The 16,436-nt window shown below is 58.9% G+C and carries 15 protein-coding genes; 13 read left to right on the forward strand and 2 right to left on the reverse strand.

Translation table 11 applies throughout. The features are described 5' to 3' along the window. Positions 1 to 391 precede the first annotated feature (391 nt). The 6 genes from G8767_RS27275 (at position 392) to G8767_RS27300 (ending at position 7,583) form a co-directional block, all read left to right on the forward strand. A complete protein-coding gene (locus G8767_RS27275) occupies positions 392 to 1,033 on the forward strand; it encodes a TetR/AcrR family transcriptional regulator (RefSeq protein ID WP_166812875.1) in 642 nt (213 codons plus the stop codon). A gap of 254 nt (positions 1,034 to 1,287) precedes the next feature. After that, positions 1,288 to 2,571, forward strand: coding sequence for a GAF domain-containing sensor histidine kinase (locus tag G8767_RS27280; protein ID WP_166812877.1), 1,284 nt, complete (start codon positions 1,288 to 1,290; stop codon positions 2,569 to 2,571). Further along, positions 2,568 to 3,215, forward strand: coding sequence for a response regulator transcription factor (locus G8767_RS27285; RefSeq protein ID WP_166812879.1), 648 nt, complete (start codon positions 2,568 to 2,570; stop codon positions 3,213 to 3,215). Before G8767_RS27280 ends, G8767_RS27285 begins: the two co-directional genes overlap by 4 nt. 949 nt (positions 3,216 to 4,164) lie before the next feature. Next, positions 4,165 to 5,358 (forward strand): CoA transferase, encoded by a 1,194-nt coding sequence (locus G8767_RS27290; protein WP_166812881.1) that lies wholly within the window; start codon positions 4,165 to 4,167, stop codon positions 5,356 to 5,358. Beyond that, positions 5,355 to 6,302, forward strand: coding sequence for an alpha/beta hydrolase (locus G8767_RS27295; protein ID WP_166812883.1), 948 nt, complete (start codon positions 5,355 to 5,357; stop codon positions 6,300 to 6,302). Before G8767_RS27290 ends, G8767_RS27295 begins: the two co-directional genes overlap by 4 nt. A 90-nt stretch (positions 6,303 to 6,392) precedes the next feature. Continuing rightward, entirely contained in the window at positions 6,393 to 7,583 is a 1,191-nt protein-coding gene (locus G8767_RS27300; RefSeq protein WP_346843045.1) for an acyl-CoA dehydrogenase family protein, read from the forward strand. An 816-nt stretch (positions 7,584 to 8,399) separates the two neighbouring features. On the opposite strand, the gene G8767_RS27305 is transcribed toward G8767_RS27300, so the two are convergent. Together G8767_RS27305 and G8767_RS27310 are read right to left on the reverse strand one after the other, a co-directional pair. After that, positions 8,400 to 9,776 (reverse strand): MmgE/PrpD family protein, encoded by a 1,377-nt coding sequence (locus G8767_RS27305; RefSeq protein WP_166812887.1) that lies wholly within the window; start codon positions 9,774 to 9,776, stop codon positions 8,400 to 8,402. Then, on the reverse strand, positions 9,773 to 10,717 hold the full coding sequence (locus G8767_RS27310) for a CoA ester lyase (protein ID WP_166812889.1): 945 nt from the start codon (positions 10,715 to 10,717) through the stop codon (positions 9,773 to 9,775). Before G8767_RS27310 ends, G8767_RS27305 begins: the two co-directional genes overlap by 4 nt. A gap of 236 nt (positions 10,718 to 10,953) precedes the next feature. On the opposite strand from G8767_RS27310, the gene G8767_RS27315 reads away from it, so the two are divergent. From G8767_RS27315 to G8767_RS27345, 7 genes are all read left to right on the forward strand, one after another. Further along, a complete protein-coding gene (locus G8767_RS27315) occupies positions 10,954 to 11,400 on the forward strand; it encodes a response regulator (RefSeq protein WP_166812891.1) in 447 nt (148 codons plus the stop codon). A gap of 179 nt (positions 11,401 to 11,579) precedes the next feature. Further along, a complete protein-coding gene (locus G8767_RS27320; protein ID WP_166812893.1) occupies positions 11,580 to 12,032 on the forward strand; it encodes a MaoC family dehydratase in 453 nt (150 codons plus the stop codon). Between the two features lie 151 nt (positions 12,033 to 12,183). Further along, positions 12,184 to 13,512 (forward strand): MFS transporter, encoded by a 1,329-nt coding sequence (locus tag G8767_RS27325; RefSeq protein WP_166812895.1) that lies wholly within the window; start codon positions 12,184 to 12,186, stop codon positions 13,510 to 13,512. An 80-nt stretch (positions 13,513 to 13,592) separates the two neighbouring features. Then, positions 13,593 to 14,093: a MaoC family dehydratase gene (locus tag G8767_RS27330; RefSeq protein WP_166812897.1), complete on the forward strand. Its 501-nt coding sequence runs from the start codon at positions 13,593 to 13,595 to the stop codon at positions 14,091 to 14,093. A gap of 40 nt (positions 14,094 to 14,133) precedes the next feature. Beyond that, the gene (locus G8767_RS27335) at positions 14,134 to 14,661 is read left to right on the forward strand and encodes a MaoC family dehydratase (RefSeq protein WP_346843046.1); all 528 of its coding nucleotides are present in this window, start codon (positions 14,134 to 14,136) and stop codon (positions 14,659 to 14,661) included. Positions 14,662 to 14,708: 47 nt separating this feature from the next. After that, on the forward strand, positions 14,709 to 15,629 hold the full coding sequence (locus G8767_RS27340) for a CoA ester lyase (RefSeq protein ID WP_166812901.1): 921 nt from the start codon (positions 14,709 to 14,711) through the stop codon (positions 15,627 to 15,629). A gap of 55 nt (positions 15,630 to 15,684) precedes the next feature. Next, on the forward strand, positions 15,685 to 16,416 hold the full coding sequence (locus G8767_RS27345; RefSeq protein ID WP_166812903.1) for an SDR family oxidoreductase: 732 nt from the start codon (positions 15,685 to 15,687) through the stop codon (positions 16,414 to 16,416). Positions 16,417 to 16,436 lie beyond the last annotated feature (20 nt).

Raw genomic sequence — 16,436 nt, forward strand, 5'->3', positions numbered from 1 at the left:
GCCTTCCTTCGTGGAGTATTTTTCGCAGACCCAGAGCCACCCTCTTACAGGCTCCCGTAGCGCCTCTGCTGACCTCGTCTCGCCGGTACGGGAGTCCCGATCCGCCAGCGCTTGATGGCGACAGTGACCGCTAGCGTTTGGCGTTCGAAGCGACGTTGCTGCGCCCGGCCGGCCCGTGTTAAGTCCAACCACGTCGGTGGCATCCGCAAGCACGCGGAGCGTACGTCAGGGAAGATAGCGGACACTTTGCTGTCGAGTGCCGTGTGGCGCCTGCGGCGATCTCAGTGGCAGCCTCCCGTCAATGACTGCCGATATCTGACGCCTAGACCGATCGGGGACTAATACAGCTATGGTTGTTAGGTAGCAACCAACTTGTGGGGAAGGCGACGGAGTGACCGAACTTGATCATGCGGAAAACAAGCAGACGAGACGCTCACGGTTGTCCACTCGACGTCTCCTCCAAGCCACATCCGAACTCATCGCCGAAGTCGGCTACGACCGGACGACATTGGCAGAGATCGGCAAACGTGCCGGATACAGCCACGGCATGGTGAGTCGACGATTTGGCAGTAAGTCCGCCCTGGTAGAAGCCCTCATCACTCGGCTCAGCGAAAGGTTCGGTCACGGCCAACTACCCGAAACCCTTTCTCACCGCACCGGCATTGATGCGCTCTTAGCCGTGATCGAAGAAATAGGAAAAGACGCCGCCAACTCCACGCAGTCGATGCGAGGCTTCTACGCGTTGCTGTTCGAAGGCCTCAAACCGATCCCCGCGCTGCACGGCTTCGTCGCTGATCTTCATGCCGACTACATCAGTAGCCTCACTCAGCAGGTAGCCGACGGACTGCAAACTGGACGACTCCGTGATGGCGTCGATCCGGCGGAGATCACTGAACTTGCAGTTAATGCGCTGCGAGGTCTGGCATATAGGTGGATGCTCGATGAGGATCGGGTCGACTTCGCCGCCGGATTGGCCAGCCTTGCTCGTCAGCTCACCTTGCTGGGCGATCCGGAAGAACGAAGACAACCATGACTACTAGGTGGACAACCACAGGTGAGGCATCACCGGACAGCGCCCTCGTAAAGTTCAGCGGAGAAGGCTTGGCGGTATTGGACGCCGACAGTCGGTATTTATCGGTGAACCCCGCCGGGTGTGCAATTCTCGGCTGCAACGAATCCGAAATCCTAGGGCAGCGCTCAATTTTCGTCGCGAAAGTCGCCCCGCCGTCCGGCAATCACTCTCACGGCGGTTCCATGTGGATCGGGACCTCCGAAGTGGAGTTCGAAATGCGCCACCTGAAGTGCGCCGGGCAATCCAAAGGTTGGGCATTGCGATTTAGGCTCGCCGACCTCACAGTGCGGAACCGCCGTAAGCTCGCCGCATTCACGCGAGCCGCTTCAGCAGTGGCGTGCGAGACCCGGCTAGACATCGTCCTGGACCAGCTGGCGGCTGAAGTACGTGAAACCGTCGAAATGGCCACGTGTGCCGTTATCTTGGTCGACGAAATCACTGGGGCGTTGAACCACGTCGGTAAGGCCGGCCTTCCCGACGACTACGCCCATCGACTCGAAACCTGCCGTCAACTCGGAGCACCGCTGGTCACTATGACGGCGATTAACGAACGCCGCGTAGTGGTTGCCTTGAAATGGCGGGAGCAGATGTTGACTGATCCCCGATTTGCGCCGATTCAGTCCATCCTCCGAACAGTTGACTGGGATACGTACGTTGTTGTCCCGTTGATAGCGCGAGACAAGGTGATCGGAGCCCTTGGCGGGTACATTGATCATGATCCTGGACGAGATGACATTCGCTTCATCGCGGCCATGGGCGATCAGGCCGCAGTAGCGGTGACCAATGCACGGATGTTCGCCCGTTTGGAGATCCAGGCCGCCCGTGAAGAGCGGCGAAAGTTGGCCAGAGACATGCACGATTCAGTCACTCAGGCGCTCTTCTCCTTGTCGCTTCGAACCAAAGCGCTCGAACTCGGTGTCGATTCTGCCGACAAACTCGAACTCGTCGAACAACTGAAGCAGCTCCATGAGTTGGTGTGCGGAGCGCAAGCCGAGATGCGAGCACTGATCATGCACCGTCGGCCTGCGCCCCTGGGCGAAGAAGGGCTGATTCCCTCCATCCGGAAACATCTCGCCGCAATCGCAGCCCGCGAAGCAATCGACCTGTCAGTCGAAAGTGACGACGAGTTCTACGAATTCGGTGAAGCGTTGGATGAAGATTTGTTCATGGTGGTCAGTGAAGCGATTCACAACGTCGTTAAGCATGCCCACGCGACCAGCGCGATAGTTCAGATAACCCGACAGCTGGACAAGTCCGCTGTCCGTCTGTCGGTCATCGACAACGGAATCGGCATCACCGAGAGCAAAAGCGATCATCAGTCGTTCGGATTGGTGTCGATGAACGATCGGGTGAAAGCGCACGGCGGATATCTCTCTGTCCACTCAAAACCAGTAGGTCACCCCCACCACGGGACCACCGTCTGCGCAACAGTTCCTTATTCGCCCCCTGCCGCCCGCGTCATCGCAACCGAACCCAGATCACAAGGATCACACGGATGAACGAGACCACCGTCTTCATCGTTGACGACCACGCCCTCGTCCGACACGGTCTGCGCGCCTTTCTGAATACGCAGAAGGACGTCGTGGTCATCGGTGAAGCTGAAAACGGAAAACAGGCCGTCGCAGAACTCCGTGCTCGCGCAACCATGCAGACTCTTCCCGACGTCGTGCTTATGGACTTGATGATGCCTGACCTGGACGGTGTCGGGGCGATCACTGCGTTGCGCAAAGACCTTCCGGATCTGAAGATTGTGGTTCTGTCGAGCTTTTCCGAAACAGAACGCGTGCACGCCGCCTTGCAAGCAGGTGCCACGGGGTATCTGCTGAAAAATTCGGATCCGTCAGAGATTTCTGCGGCAATCCGTTCGGCAAGGCAAGATCAAGTTCACTTGGATCCCGCTGTGGCACGAGTCTTGGCGCATTCGATGCGGGTCGGTCATGGCGTTGTCCTTTCTGCACGAGAGCGGGAAGTACTTGTCTTGGTTGCCCGGGGCAGCTCTAACCAGGAAATCGCCGACACCCTGTTCATCAGCGAGCGGACTGCTCGAACCCATGTCAGTCACATTATTTCCAAGCTGGGGTTGGCATCACGGATCCAAGCGGCGCTCTGGGCGATACGGGAAGGCCTGGTCCAAGTGTCGTGACGCCACTCGAAGTCATCCATTACCTATTAACGGACGACCGCTTCCATAACCCTCACCGCACTTCAACGCGCCCCCTTCTGGCACTAAACCGAAACCACCCAGCATTCGAGATCGGACACTGATCGAACCCGGCAAGCACACTTCTATGGTTCTGCAAATGTCGGTATCTCTTGCAGCACAAGAAGAACCTCCTCTGACCGATCAGTCGAGACTCCCCTACCCGTGCGGCGAACACACCTGGATTGAATCCCGTTGCGGTGGACTGCCAACTTGTTGCGGCAGCCGACTAGTTCCACGTCGCAAACGAACGCGATGCGGACGAGTTCGGCACGCCAGCTACCTACGAAGCGTCACCAACCCTCGGTAAGATGCTGCCGTACAACAGTTTCCACGAAAGCGAGCTAGAAGCGTGTTGCAGTTCACCCGAGACTGATGCCGCAAGCATGCGCTATCCGACACTTCAATGTGCGAGGTCAGGGCAAATCTGCCCCGGGACCACTGCCAATAAGAGACGTGATCAAATAGCCGCTGAAGACGAAGACCTGACTCCGACTGCTCGTAGGATCTCCCCGCAACTTTGCGGTCGACACCTTGTCTGGCGTCGGTTCCTTCAGGAAGCTTTCTCCAAGGACGACCCGGCCGCTCAACATCTCTGACCATGTTTCGCCGACACCCAAACCCGAGTCCACCGCCGTCCAGGGACGTTGGCGCGCGGGTACCACCTGGAGCACAGCGATGTTGTGGATACGACAGATGTCTCGATCGAGACGCGTCCACGGACCCTTTTGTGAGGTGCGCCATACGACTTGACTGAACTGAGGGAATAGTTCGCACACCAGACGAACTTTTTGGCTCGCAACTTTCGATCCTGCCACTTCATCAAAGAGCTGTTTAAAACTGTGCGACTGCATCCCGTCGCCCACAGTGACAGCTCACAAAGGAGAACGCTATGACTGGCCCGCTTACGGGTGTGCGTGTCATCGACTTGACCGCCGCGCTCGCCGGCCCGTACGGCACCATGATTCTTGCCGACTTAGGCGCCGACATCATCAAAGTCGAACCCCCAGGAGGCGAGGTCACGCGCAGGGTTGGACCGTACCCGCCCAGTGACGGCGGGCAACAAACACTCGGCGGCTACTTTCAGAGCATCAACCGCGGAAAACGCAGCATCGTTCTCGATCTCAAGTCCCCGGAGGGGCACGCGGACCTCATGGAATTGGTTCGCACTGCCGACGTCGTGGTCGAAAACTTCGGCCCAGGGGTAGTAGAACGACTGAACATCTCGTATGAGGAACTACGCAAAACCAACCCGCGCTTGGTGTACGGCTCGTTGACAGGTTTCGGTGCAGCGTGGTCGGGCGAAAGCCCTTACATCAATTGGCCCGCAATGGACATCACCATTCAGGCCATGGCAGGGGCCCTGAGCATCACGGGCACGGAGGACGGGAAGCCAGTCAAAATCGGCCCCGGCATCGGTGACATTTTCCCGGGAACAATGTTGACGATAGGCGTCCTAGCCGCACTGTGGGAGGCGCAGAAGACCGGCGAGGGACAACAGATCGACGTGTCGATGTTCGATGCCATGCTCTCGCTTTGTGAACGAATGGTGTACCAGTACTCCTATACCGGCCAAGTACCCAAACCCATCGGAAACACGCACCCGATACTCACTCCGTTCGACGTGCTCGAGGCCAAAGACGGTTGGATCGCGATAGCTGCCACGACCCAACTGCGGTGGGAAGCGCTCTGTCGGATAATGGAAATGCCGGAACTCATTACCTCACCTCGGTTCCGAGACGAAGGGCGCCGTGTTGAACACCGCTCCGAGATTCGTCAGATACTCGATACCTGGACGCGTGCGCTCACCCGTGCGGAGCTCCGCGAAAAGCTGGGTGGAAAGGTTCCCTTCGGACCCGTCAACGACATCCGCGACATCTTCGAAGACCCTCACGCATGGGCGCGCGACATGCTTGTCGAAATCGAAAATCCTGGCGCTACCCAGACGGCCATCGTTGCCGGCCAACCCATCAAGTTCAGTAGAACTCCGTCAACCGTGGGAGTGCGAGCCCCTCAACTTGACGAGCACGGTGACGCCTTGCGCACCGAAGTCCGGGCGGCCTCTACCAACGGAACCGTAGGATGACGGCATTTGAGGTCAGTCCGGAATTCACCGAGCTGGTCGAACGACTACGGCAGGCTCCGTTTCGCGCTGATACCACGACCGTGCCCGAGCTACGCGAAAACTTTGAAAAGTTCGCGGCGTCCTTCTTCGACCCACCGGCCGCCGAATTCGTACCCGATAACGCGAATGGCGTCGATGTCGAGTGGACACGAGCGCCCGGATGCGATCACTCGCGGGTCGTGCTGTACCTGCACGGCGGCGGCTACTCTATCGGGTCAATCGCGGCCTATCGCGACTTCTGCGCACGCATCTCCGAAGGTTCCCGTTCGGCCGTCCTGTCAGTGGGCTACCGACTGGCACCTGAACACCGGTTCCCCGCTGCCCTCGATGACGCGGTCACCGCCTATCGATGGCTCCTCGACACGGGCATACGGGCAGACCGAATTGTGATCGCCGGCGACTCTGCTGGCGGCGGAATGACCATGGCGACCTTGGTGGCGCTCCGCGACGCCACCATCGCGCTACCCGCTGCGGCAGTGTGCATTTCCCCTCTTGTCGACCTTGCGCATACCGGAGCAACGGTGCACGAAAAGGCCTACATAGATCCGATCGTCACCCCGGAAGGCAGTCATTCCTACGGTGTTCGCTACCTCGGAGAAGACGGGGACCTCACCAATCCCCTGGCTTCGCCGTTATATGCGGACCTACGCTCGCTGCCGCCGATACTGATTCAGTGCGGGACCGCCGAGCTACTGCTCGACGATTCGCTCCGCCTCGCACGCAAGCTGCGGGATGCAGGTGGCATCGTCGACCTCGACGTATGGCCGGAGATGATTCATATCTTTCCCTTCTTTGCCTCCAAGGTCCCCGAGTCACAACGAGCGCTGAGGTACCTGAACGCGTTCGTCGCGCGGGCTGTCAGCCGCGACGACAGGTCGCTCTGTGCCTCCGATCCGGCCTTGTGACCGCATCACTAAAAATCCTGAAGCTCTATCGGAAGTGAGTCAAAATTGTTGTCAGAGAATCGAAACCAGAGTCAGGATGTTCTCGTTGCAGTGCAACCGCCGCAACTGCAACCGCCCTGGTTCACTCCCGGACGTGCTGAGCTGTTGTCCACCGTCCGAACATTTAGTAGTACCGAGGTACTACCCGTTGCGAATACTCATGACCGAACCGAGAAGGCAATTCCAGCCGAATTGATGAACCGACTCGCCGAACTAGGCTACTTCGGGATCACTGTGCCAAAAGAATACGGCGGTCTCGGCCTGGGAGTGTTCGAGTACTCCATGATCTCGGAGGAATTATCACGGTCGTGGATGAGCGTGGCCTCGATCATTGCCCGCGCTCAGGGCCTCGGAACGCGTTTCGACGATCCGAACCGCCGAGTCGCATCGTCCAAACGCAGTGCACGAGGTGAATGGATCGGCGCGGCGGCATTCTCCGAGCCGGACTCCGGATCGGATCTAGGCTCGATTCAGACGGTGGCTCGTCGCGTCGGCGACGGCTATGTCATCAATGGCCACAAGAGGTGGTGCGGGAACGCATATGAGGGCGACTTCATTTTGGTCATGTGCCGGTTACAGGAGGCCGAGGATGACCCCGGCACGATTCGGACTTTCGTCTTGGAGAAGCCGCGCAACAGTTTTCCCGCAGGAATCACCGGAGAACCGATCGACAAGATCGGATACCACGGGATCGTCAGTTGGAATCTCACGTTCGATGATGTGCGCGCAACTAGTGCCGACCTCGTCGAACCGTTCGGGTTCTCCGGGGCGGAAGGCAAGGGCTTCAAGGCCGTGGAGAACGGGCTGAATATTGCTCGTGTCCAGACCGCTGCACGTGCTGTGGGACTCGCCCGGGGAGCTCTCGAAGACACAGTCGAGTACCTGCAGACACGAGTGCAATTCGGCTCCCCGTTGGGCGACTTCCAAGCCCTTCGATTCACTGTCGCCGACATGGCCGCAAAGGTTGCTCAAGCGCGCGCCTTTTATCAGTATGTCGCGACATTGATGGACAACGGGGTCGCATGCGAACAGGAAGCCGCGATGACGAAGCTCCTTGCGACGGAAATGGCAGTCGAAGTCACTGGCCTGGCACTACAGCTCCACGGAGGGAACGGCTACACACGTGAGCACGCCATCGAAAGGTACTGGAGAGATGCACGTTTGACCACAATTTTCGAAGGCACCAGTCAAATTCAACAGAAAATTATCAGCGACCGGATACTGCCGCGTCCTCCCCGTTGACCCGCCGTCGAATCGACGGAGTTAACACCCTTCGTGGCTCGTAACTCGTGTCTCGAGACCCCGCCCTCCCTTGGCGACGCCCATGCGGCGCGCCGGGAGCGTGGGGTTCCGCTGTTGCCTTAGGTTACGCCGGCAATTCACCGGCCAGCGATGCCCAACTTTCCAGGTTCGAGCGCTGCAAAACCGGGGAGTCGTCCAATGCCGATCTCGGGCCAGTAGCTACCCAACGATTGGTGATCGCATCGGCTCTTCGCGCAGTCCGCGATGAACTTCGCCCTCCGACGGAATCGACTGCTACCACCTACTGCGAAACACACGACTCGTGCAATATCACACACTGATCGGCCACGCCCCCGATGTCTTGAGAACATGCATAACAACGGGTTTCGACTTGCATCCCTTTGCCCCTCGGTACACTAGATCGCGGAGCCAATTTCACGGTGAGGCCTCGAAATCGACTAAATTGCCGCTGTTTAGGGGTTCTGATCAGTCGCTACCGGTGTGAAACTGGATCGAGACGAAGGTTCGACCGCCACGACTGGTTGAACGATATTCTCCCGTCACGGACGCTGCTTTACATGTATCTCGGACTGACTAGGTCGACGCGAAAGCTCCAATTTCTCTGTCTACCAATGAAGAACGATCATACCGCAGCCGTAGAAGAGATACGCGCGTCCATGGATCTGCCAGGCTGTCGACTGACGACGGCCCATGCTGCGAACTCGCCTACCATCGCCGCGTGCGTCGACCTCGACATCAAAGGCCCATATCCCGTCACTCGTGACGCGCGGCGGGATATGGGCCTGGCCCATGGCCTTATACGCTCGGCTGCGGAACCAGCGCAGCGGTCACAGCGCTGATGTCTGGGCATTGCGCTAGGTGCAAGATCACGTCGGCAAGCCGATCAGCACCCGACGAGGTGACGATAGGCGCGACGAGAGTGTCAAACTTGCTCCGTACCTGATGAAATCGTTCCGAATCGGACAAGTCGGTCCAGAGTTGCCCGGCATCGGCCGAGGCCGACACGTGACGACCGTCTGCACACGAAAGACCGACATCCGTCCTGGTTTTGTCCATCCAATCGTTGGGATTGAGGTGGACAAGTTGCGCCAAGCGCTGAACGACGGGATCTGAGAGGGACGCCGGGGTGAATTGCCGCACGCCGGCAGATCCATGGACGAGAGCCGCTGCAACCACGAAGGCAACACTGAACTTGGCTTCCAGCACCGTGGTCGCTTCCGGGATGGTGCACACTCCGACGCAGATCCGAGGAATGTCGAGGTCGATGCGTTCGATCGTCCCGATATCGAAGAATGGATCGGCACGTAAATGCAGTGCTGCTCCGATGGCTCCATGGGTCCCGAAACATGCTGCGTAGCTTTTTATCCGGGCACTGAGAACGAACCAGGGCTCGCCGAATCGGGCCTGCAGCCAGGTTTCATCGACACTCCTGGTGTGGGTGGCGACGAACCCCTGTTCTCCCAAGACCGAATCACTCGATGCTACGAAACCGTTCACAGCCAGCTTTGCTGCCAAAATGCCGGCGGCGGCGGCGCGGCCGGCGTGCAGGGGTTTACCCATCGAACCGAACATCGCTTTGAGTCCCGCTGCCTGCGTTGCGGCCGTGCGCAAAGCTGTCAGCATCTGGGTGGAATCGGCTCCGAGCAAATTCGCCACAGCTGCAGCGGCACCGAATGTTCCTATTGTCCCTGTGGTGTGAAAGCCGAGTTCGTAGTGGCTCGGCCCGACAGCCAACCCAATTCGTTCCTGGAGCTCGTAGCCGGCGACATACGCTGCGATCACATCGGCGCCACTGCTGCCAATTTCGTCGGCCACTGCGAGGACAGCGGGCAGGATGGGAGCTGAGGGATGAACTCCCGATCCTGGCGCCCAGTCGTCGAAATCCAAAGCGTGCGCGGCGATGCCGTTGATAGTTGCCGCATCGACGGCCGAGGCCGTCGAAGTTGTTCCCCAGACCCGGGACCGGCCCGTCCCGGCGGCGCCCTGCACCGACAAGGCTTTGCAGGCAACTACGGTCACAGGTTCGTCAGCTCCTGCCAATGCGACACCGACCGTGTCGAGGATGTTGCGGCTGGCAGCCTCGATCACGTCTTCTGGCAGGTCCTCGAATTGAAGCTCGGCAGCTGCGGTTGCCACTTGTGTGAGGGGCGCATGTCCATCATCTGCGCTCATCGAGCGAGCTCAGCTGTTCGCTTCAGACCCGCTCGCCGTCCTTTTTCTGCGGTGACGAGGGCGAGTTTGCGACTTGCCTCGTCGATCATTTCGCCGTTGAGCATGGCCGCGCCCCGTCCCCCTCCGTCGGCAGAGCGATGGTAGTCGTAGGCTTCAAGGATGGTTTCGGCCTTGTCATAGGCTTCCTGGGCGGGAGAGAACACCGAGTTCGCCGCGTCGACCTGAGTGGGATGAAGCACCCATTTGCCGTCGAATCCGAATGCGGCCGCATGCACCGCTGCCCGGCCGAATCCTTCCGTGTCCCCGATCACGGCGTAGGGACCATCGATTACCTGCAATCCGTACTTGCGGGCCGTCACTGCCAGAGTCATGAAAACGGGGTCGATCGGATTGTGTCCGGCATAGCTGTTCTCGCCGATCACCAGGGTAGGGATCTGCATGGCGGCCATGAAATCTCCTGGACCGAAGATAAGTGTCTCCACTCGATCAGATGACGCGGCGATGTCATCGACGATACTGAGACCCGATGGGCCCTCGATCTGCACTTCGATGCCGATCCTGCCCTCGGGAAGGTCGAGGTCTCGTTCGAGCTGCCCGAGGAGGACATCGAGCCAGTGAATGTGCGCGAGTTTTTCCACCTTGGGTAGCATGATGCAATCTATTTTGCTGCCGGCTCCTCGGACGATCTCGATGACATCGTCATAGGCCCAACGTGTTTCGGCGTCGTTGATTCGAACGGCGACAACCTTTCCGCTCCAATCGCCTTCGTGCAGAGCGGCAAGAATATTGGCGCGGGCGGTGACCTTGGCCGACGGTGCCACGGAATCCTCGAGGTCAAGGAAAACCTCGTCGACTGCCAGTCCCTGCGCTTTGGTCAGCATCTTCGGATTGCTACCTGGGACTGCCAGGCACGACCGGCGTGGACGAAAAGTACGGGCCATCAGAGATTTCACCTTCGATTCAGATCAGCGACGACCGGTTGCACACACAGTCGAAAGAGGTACGAGCGCAATCACTCAGTGCTGCAAGCCTAGCCAGAAACAAAGTTGAGGAACAGTCAATCAGCAGGATCGCCGCAGGACGAGACATTTGACTCGACGGTTTCGCGTCCCGAGACTCTACGTGACTGGCATCACACCTGCTTGGATGAAATGAGCGCACCGAGACAGGGGATTTCATGGCTATGCCAGCTGAATTCGTGACATGTGATCCGGTTGCCGGGCCTTCGATCATGGTTGTCGATTCGGACAGGAGAACACGTTCAGCACTCACACGAATTATCGAAGCAAGCCACGCACACGCATCCGTTGTCGAAGTGTCCGACGTGGCAACAGCACTCAACAAGGCACGAACGACACAGTTCGACCTGATCTTGGTAGACATGCGATTGCCTGACCTCGCCAGCAGCTGTGAGCTGATACGACGGATCGACGTCAATCATGTTGTGGCGTTGGGAGTCAGGCAAGACGATGCACGTCACGCGCAAGCCGCCGGAGCCCGAGACTTCGTCTGGAAGACCAACTCCTCAGAATTGTTTCTGCAAGCAGTGCGAAATTCATTGATCACGCCTTTGGCGACTCCCGAACCGTCCACACACTTGGAACTACGTCTGGACGACACGTAGAGCACTCGCCAACACGGATTTGTTGCATGTTAGGGCACATTGCCGAGACGCGAGCCGTCCGACGAATTACAGGTCAAACAGCGCTCCACGCGCTGCGGTCCATCTTCATTCCACTACCACCTATTGCTAGCTGGCACGTCCAACAGGACCTGTCGTTGATACAGATTGGAGTCCACGCGGTGGCCGTCTTTTCATCCGTCGATCATCTCAAGGCATCAAAGGGCGCAGACTTGGGTACTTCGCGCACGATCGAAGTATCGCAAGCCCGCATCGACAAATTCGCCGCGGTCACCGAAGACCGTCAGTGGATTCATGTCGACACCTACAAGGCAGCGTCCGGGCCCTTCGGGACCACCATCGCACACGGTTTTCTCACACTGTCGCTGCTCGCGCCGTTCTTGGCGGATCTGATCGAAGTACACGGCGCCTCGGCATCGATCAACTACGGACTCAATCGGGTTCGCTTCCCTGCAGCGGTGCCCTCGAATTCGGCCTTACATGCCGAGGGGCGAATCCTTGACATCGTGGATCGGCCCGGAGCAGTCGACGCCGTTGTCGAAGTTACTGTTCGTTCGAACTCTTCCACGAAGGCGGTGTGCATCGCCGAATCGATAATCCGCTACGCGGCCTGAGGCGCAACCACAACCCTGAACTGCCGAAGGTTCCAGCCTCACCGAAAAAGTTGGTAGTTAACAACTAACCGGCGTGTCGATCCTCATACGCCGAAACGACGCCATCGCTTCCCGCGGCGGGTCGACATTTCCTCCCAGCGAAAGAGCCCTGATGTCCGAGATCACGAACGAGATCGTAGAACAATCATCACCGCCGGCAAGGCAACCCAAGCGCGTCTGGTTCTCCAGCTTTATCGGCGCGGCCATCGAATATTACGACTTCAGCATCTACGCGACCGCGGCGGCGTTGGTTTTCGGCCCGTTGTTCTTCAGCCCGGCACAAGCATCCGTGGGAGTGGTCCTATCGTTCCTCACTCTGGCGGCAGGATACGTCGCCCGACCGATCGGCGCGATGGTCTTCGGGCACTTCGGTGACAAGATCGGCCGCAAGACCACCCTTATCACGACAGTCGTCCTCATGGGTGTTGCCACCACACTCATCGGAGTGCTGCCCACGTACGCGAGCGTAGGAGCACTTGCTCCGATTCTGCTGGTGACACTGCGTGTTGTGCAGGGCCTTTCGGTCGGAGGCGAATGGGGCGGAGCGGTGGTGATGACGACCGAGCACTCGTCGACGAAACGCCGATCATTCATGGGAAGTGCCACCGCCATGGGCTCAGCATTCGGCGTGCTCCTCGGATCTGCGGCATTCTCCCTCGTCGTTTCCCTAACTGGTGAGAATTTCCTCACCTGGGGCTGGAGACTGCCGTTTCTTGCAACAGTCGTCCTGTTCGGTCTGGCAATCTATATGCGGCTCCGGATCACCGAAAGTCCGGTAATGGTAGAGGCTGTCGAAAACAATGCACAGTCGACCAAACCGCCGATTACGGTCGTGTTCAGCCAGCACGGTAAACGTGTCGCGCTCGCCGCGGGCGTATTTGCCGGACCGTTCATGATTCAGTCCCTCATGAGCACCTTCTTCATCTCCTACGGTGTAACCGAACTCGGAATGAGTCGATCGTTCCTACTTAATGCATCGATCATCGGAATCGCGTGCTCGTTTATCGGCATTCCCATCGGGGGGCTACTCGCCGACAAATTCGGCCGCCGCCGCGTCCTGGCTACGGGTGTCACACTCGCCACCTTGAACCTGCTACTTCTAGTACCGCTGTTCACCAGCGCCACCACCACCGGCGTCATCTTGGCGTACGCGTTGGTGTACACGTTCCACTCACTCTGCCTTGCGCCGATCGGTGCGCTGTACTCGGAGTTGTTCCCCACGGCTGTTCGCTACACCGGCGTAGGAATGAGCTATCAGTTCTCTTCCCTGATCGGTGGCGGACTCGGCCCTGTCGCGGCGTCGTTGCTCATCGCCAACGGTTTGGGACTGAGGGCAGTGCTCATCATGCTGGTGGTCTTCTGCTTGCTGGCGGGTTACTGCGTCTTCCGCCTGCCCCGGACCGACGATGTCGACCTCCGGGACGTCGGTGCCACGACGTAAATTCCACCTACACCATGATAGTTGGTAGTTAACTACTAACATTGTATGGTGGGTATGAAGCCCACCGTCAGGAGAAGTCCATGACCGACACTTCAAGCACGCCGAACCTCGCAGAGTTCCCAGTACGTCGACGCGGTGCCTACTTCGAGAAATTCGAGCCAGGAAAGGTCTTCGCTCACCACTGGGGCCGCACGATCACCGCCGCCGACAATGTGTTGTTCAGTACGGCACTCGCTCATTGGTCACCTCTGTATTTGAACAGCGAGTACGCCCGCGCACACGGCCACAAAGATTCACAGTTGAATCCGTTCCTGGTGCTGTGCACCGTCGTGGGACTGTCGGTGGAAGACCTCAGTGAATCCGGAGGCCCTTTCCTCGGCATCGAAGAGTGCGTGTTCGAGAAGCCTGTCTACCCCGGCGACACCGTCCGCACCGAGTCGATCGTCGTGGATTCACGGCCCTCCGCCAGCAGGCCCGGATACGGCATCGTGACGTGGAAAACAACTGCATTCGACCAACACGACGAGATGGTGCTGCGGTTCGTGCGCAAGAACCTGCTGGCTGCCAAGGAATTGCTATGAGCTGCACGGACCGAACTGCGGCCGTAGGGCTGGCACACGAATCGATCGACGGGAGCCACCGGAAATGACTCAGACACAACCGCACTCCATCCCCCAGGACTGGGTCACCGAAGACTCCGGATGGTTCGAATCGTTCGAGGTCGGTGAACGGTGGAAGCATGCGCGTGGTGCGACCATCGACGAGGTCGAAAATCAGTTGATCACCAAACTGGTCATGAACACCGCGCAGGAGCACTGGAACGAAGCGTCGATGAAGGACTCGCCGTGGGGAAAGAGCAGGCTCGTATTCGGTCTCATCACAGGCTCACTCACCTTGGGGCTTGCAAGCCAGGATACCGCTGAAAATGCGCTCGCCGAGCTGGGTCTGGACGGAATTCGCTTCAAATCAGGGGTTTTTCACGGCGATACCGTCTACGCATACACACAAGTCCTGGCAGTCGAACCAGCAGACCGCGACGATGCCGGTGTCGTGCACTTCAAACACTGGGGAGCCACCGACAACATGCGCATCGTCTTCGAATGCACGCGCCGAGTGCTGATCAAGCGCCGTAGCCACTGGCGTTCCTGACCACCTCTCAATATCACTCTCGCACATACTTTTTCGAAGGAGTTAAGATGACCAACCCGAGGCCGGCGCGGCCGCGCCGATCAGAACTGTCCACCCCCGCCACCAACGAAAAAATGATGGCCAAAGCGGCGGCTAGCAATGCCGACCTTGTTTTCCTCGATCTCGAGGACGCTGTAGCGCCGAATGTCAAAGATGTAGCACGCAAGCAAGCAGTCACCGCGTTGCGGGAACTCGACTGGGGACGAAAGACCCGCGCGGTTCGTATCAACGGTGTCCAAACGACATGGTGTCTCGACGACATCACCGAAGTCGTCGCGGGCGCAGGTGCATACCTGGACGTACTGATCATCCCCAAGGTCAAATCCGCGCGCGACGTCTGGTTCATCGACACTTTGCTGACGCAGCTCGAACACAAGCATGGTCTCAAAATCGGCGGGATCGGCTTGGAAGTACTGATCGAAGAAGTCGAAGCCCTTGCCGCCGTCGACGCAATTGCAGCGAGTAGTCCGCGACTCGAAGCGCTCATCCTCGGAGTTGGTGACCTCGCCGCCAGCCACGGGATGCGGTCCGCGCACATCGGCACCAGCTCCGGGTACCCAGGCGACATCTGGCATTCGGCCCGAACCAAGTTGATCGTTGCCGCGCGCAGCAACGGACTCGATGCAATCGACGGTCCGTTCGGCGACTTCAAGAACGACGATGCTTATCTGCAACAGGCGAACTGGGCCGCTGAACTTGGAGCCGTCGGCAAGTGGGCGATTCACCCCAACCAGGTCACGCTGGCCAACGCCGTCTACTCCCCTTCTGAAGAAGAAGTGGCACAGGCACGCAAGGTCGTCACCGCGATGCGCGAAGCAGAAGCCGCCGGCGATGGCGCTGTCGCTATCGACGGCGTCATGGTCGATGCGGCCACGGCCCGCATATTCGAGACCGTACTCCAACGCGCCTCCGTGGTCGAACAACACTGATCGACGGCGGACTGAACCACCGCTCGAAGAAACCAATTCACGAACAGGACCGCACATGGGCAACATCAGCTTCGATTTCACCGGGCGAACCGTCCTCGTCACCGGCGCCGCCAGAGGAATAGGTCTGGAACTAGCTCGACACTTCAAGAATTCCGGTGCCGAGGTTGTCATGGTGGACTTCGACGGCGACGAACTGGCGCGGTCGGCCGACATGGTCGGAGCTATCGCAGTTCAGGCCGACGTGAGCAAAACAGACGATGTCCAACAGGTGGTGAGCGAAACCATCGAGCGCACCGGCCGGATAGACGTCGTGGTCAACAATGCAGGAATACTCCGTGACCGTGTGGTGTGGAAGCTCACGGACGACGACTGGTCGCGAGTCCTCGATGTTCACGCCGGGGGCACCTTCCGCTTCACCCGCGCAGTTGTTCCCCATTTCCGTGCACAGAACTACGGACGCATCGTCAACGTGACGTCCTACACCGGTCTTCGCGGTAACCGAGGCCAGGCGAACTACGCCACCGCCAAGGCTGGCATCATCGGCTTCACCAAGACGACAGCAAAAGAACTGGCCAAGTTCGGGGTCACCGTCAACGCGATCTCTCCCAACGCGGCCACACGGATGACGGCCTCCATCCCCGAAGACAAGATCCCGGAAGTCACCGGCCCGATCGCCCGATTCGCGGATCCCTCCGAGATGGCGACAGCCGTAGCGTTCCTGGCCTCGGAGGAAGCCGGGTACATCACCGGCGTCGTCTTGCCGGTCGACGGCGGCGCTTCAATCTAGAACAAAGATCTAGAACAAAG

The organism is Rhodococcus sp. IC4_135 (assembly GCF_011602025.1).
GTDB classification, from domain to species: Bacteria; Actinomycetota; Actinomycetes; order Mycobacteriales; family Mycobacteriaceae; genus Rhodococcus_F; species Rhodococcus_F baikonurensis.

Excerpts from the sequence above, each read along its gene's own strand:
- G8767_RS27330 (WP_166812897.1), top strand. The coding sequence starts at position 13,593 with ATGACCGACACTTCAAGCACGCCGAACCTCGCAGAGTTCCCAGTACGT.
- G8767_RS27340 (WP_166812901.1), top strand. The coding sequence starts at position 14,709 with ATGACCAACCCGAGGCCGGCGCGGCCGCGCCGATCAGAACTGTCCACC.
- G8767_RS27280 (WP_166812877.1), top strand. The coding sequence starts at position 1,288 with ATGCGCCACCTGAAGTGCGCCGGGCAATCCAAAGGTTGGGCATTGCGA.
- G8767_RS27315 (WP_166812891.1), top strand. The coding sequence starts at position 10,954 with ATGGCTATGCCAGCTGAATTCGTGACATGTGATCCGGTTGCCGGGCCT.
- G8767_RS27310 (WP_166812889.1), bottom strand. The coding sequence starts at position 10,717 with ATGGCCCGTACTTTTCGTCCACGCCGGTCGTGCCTGGCAGTCCCAGGT.
- G8767_RS27305 (WP_166812887.1), bottom strand. The coding sequence starts at position 9,776 with ATGAGCGCAGATGATGGACATGCGCCCCTCACACAAGTGGCAACCGCA.
- G8767_RS27290 (WP_166812881.1), top strand. The coding sequence starts at position 4,165 with ATGACTGGCCCGCTTACGGGTGTGCGTGTCATCGACTTGACCGCCGCG.
- G8767_RS27345 (WP_166812903.1), top strand. The coding sequence starts at position 15,685 with ATGGGCAACATCAGCTTCGATTTCACCGGGCGAACCGTCCTCGTCACC.
- G8767_RS27325 (WP_166812895.1), top strand. The coding sequence starts at position 12,184 with ATGTCCGAGATCACGAACGAGATCGTAGAACAATCATCACCGCCGGCA.
- G8767_RS27285 (WP_166812879.1), top strand. The coding sequence starts at position 2,568 with ATGAACGAGACCACCGTCTTCATCGTTGACGACCACGCCCTCGTCCGA.
- G8767_RS27295 (WP_166812883.1), top strand. The coding sequence starts at position 5,355 with ATGACGGCATTTGAGGTCAGTCCGGAATTCACCGAGCTGGTCGAACGA.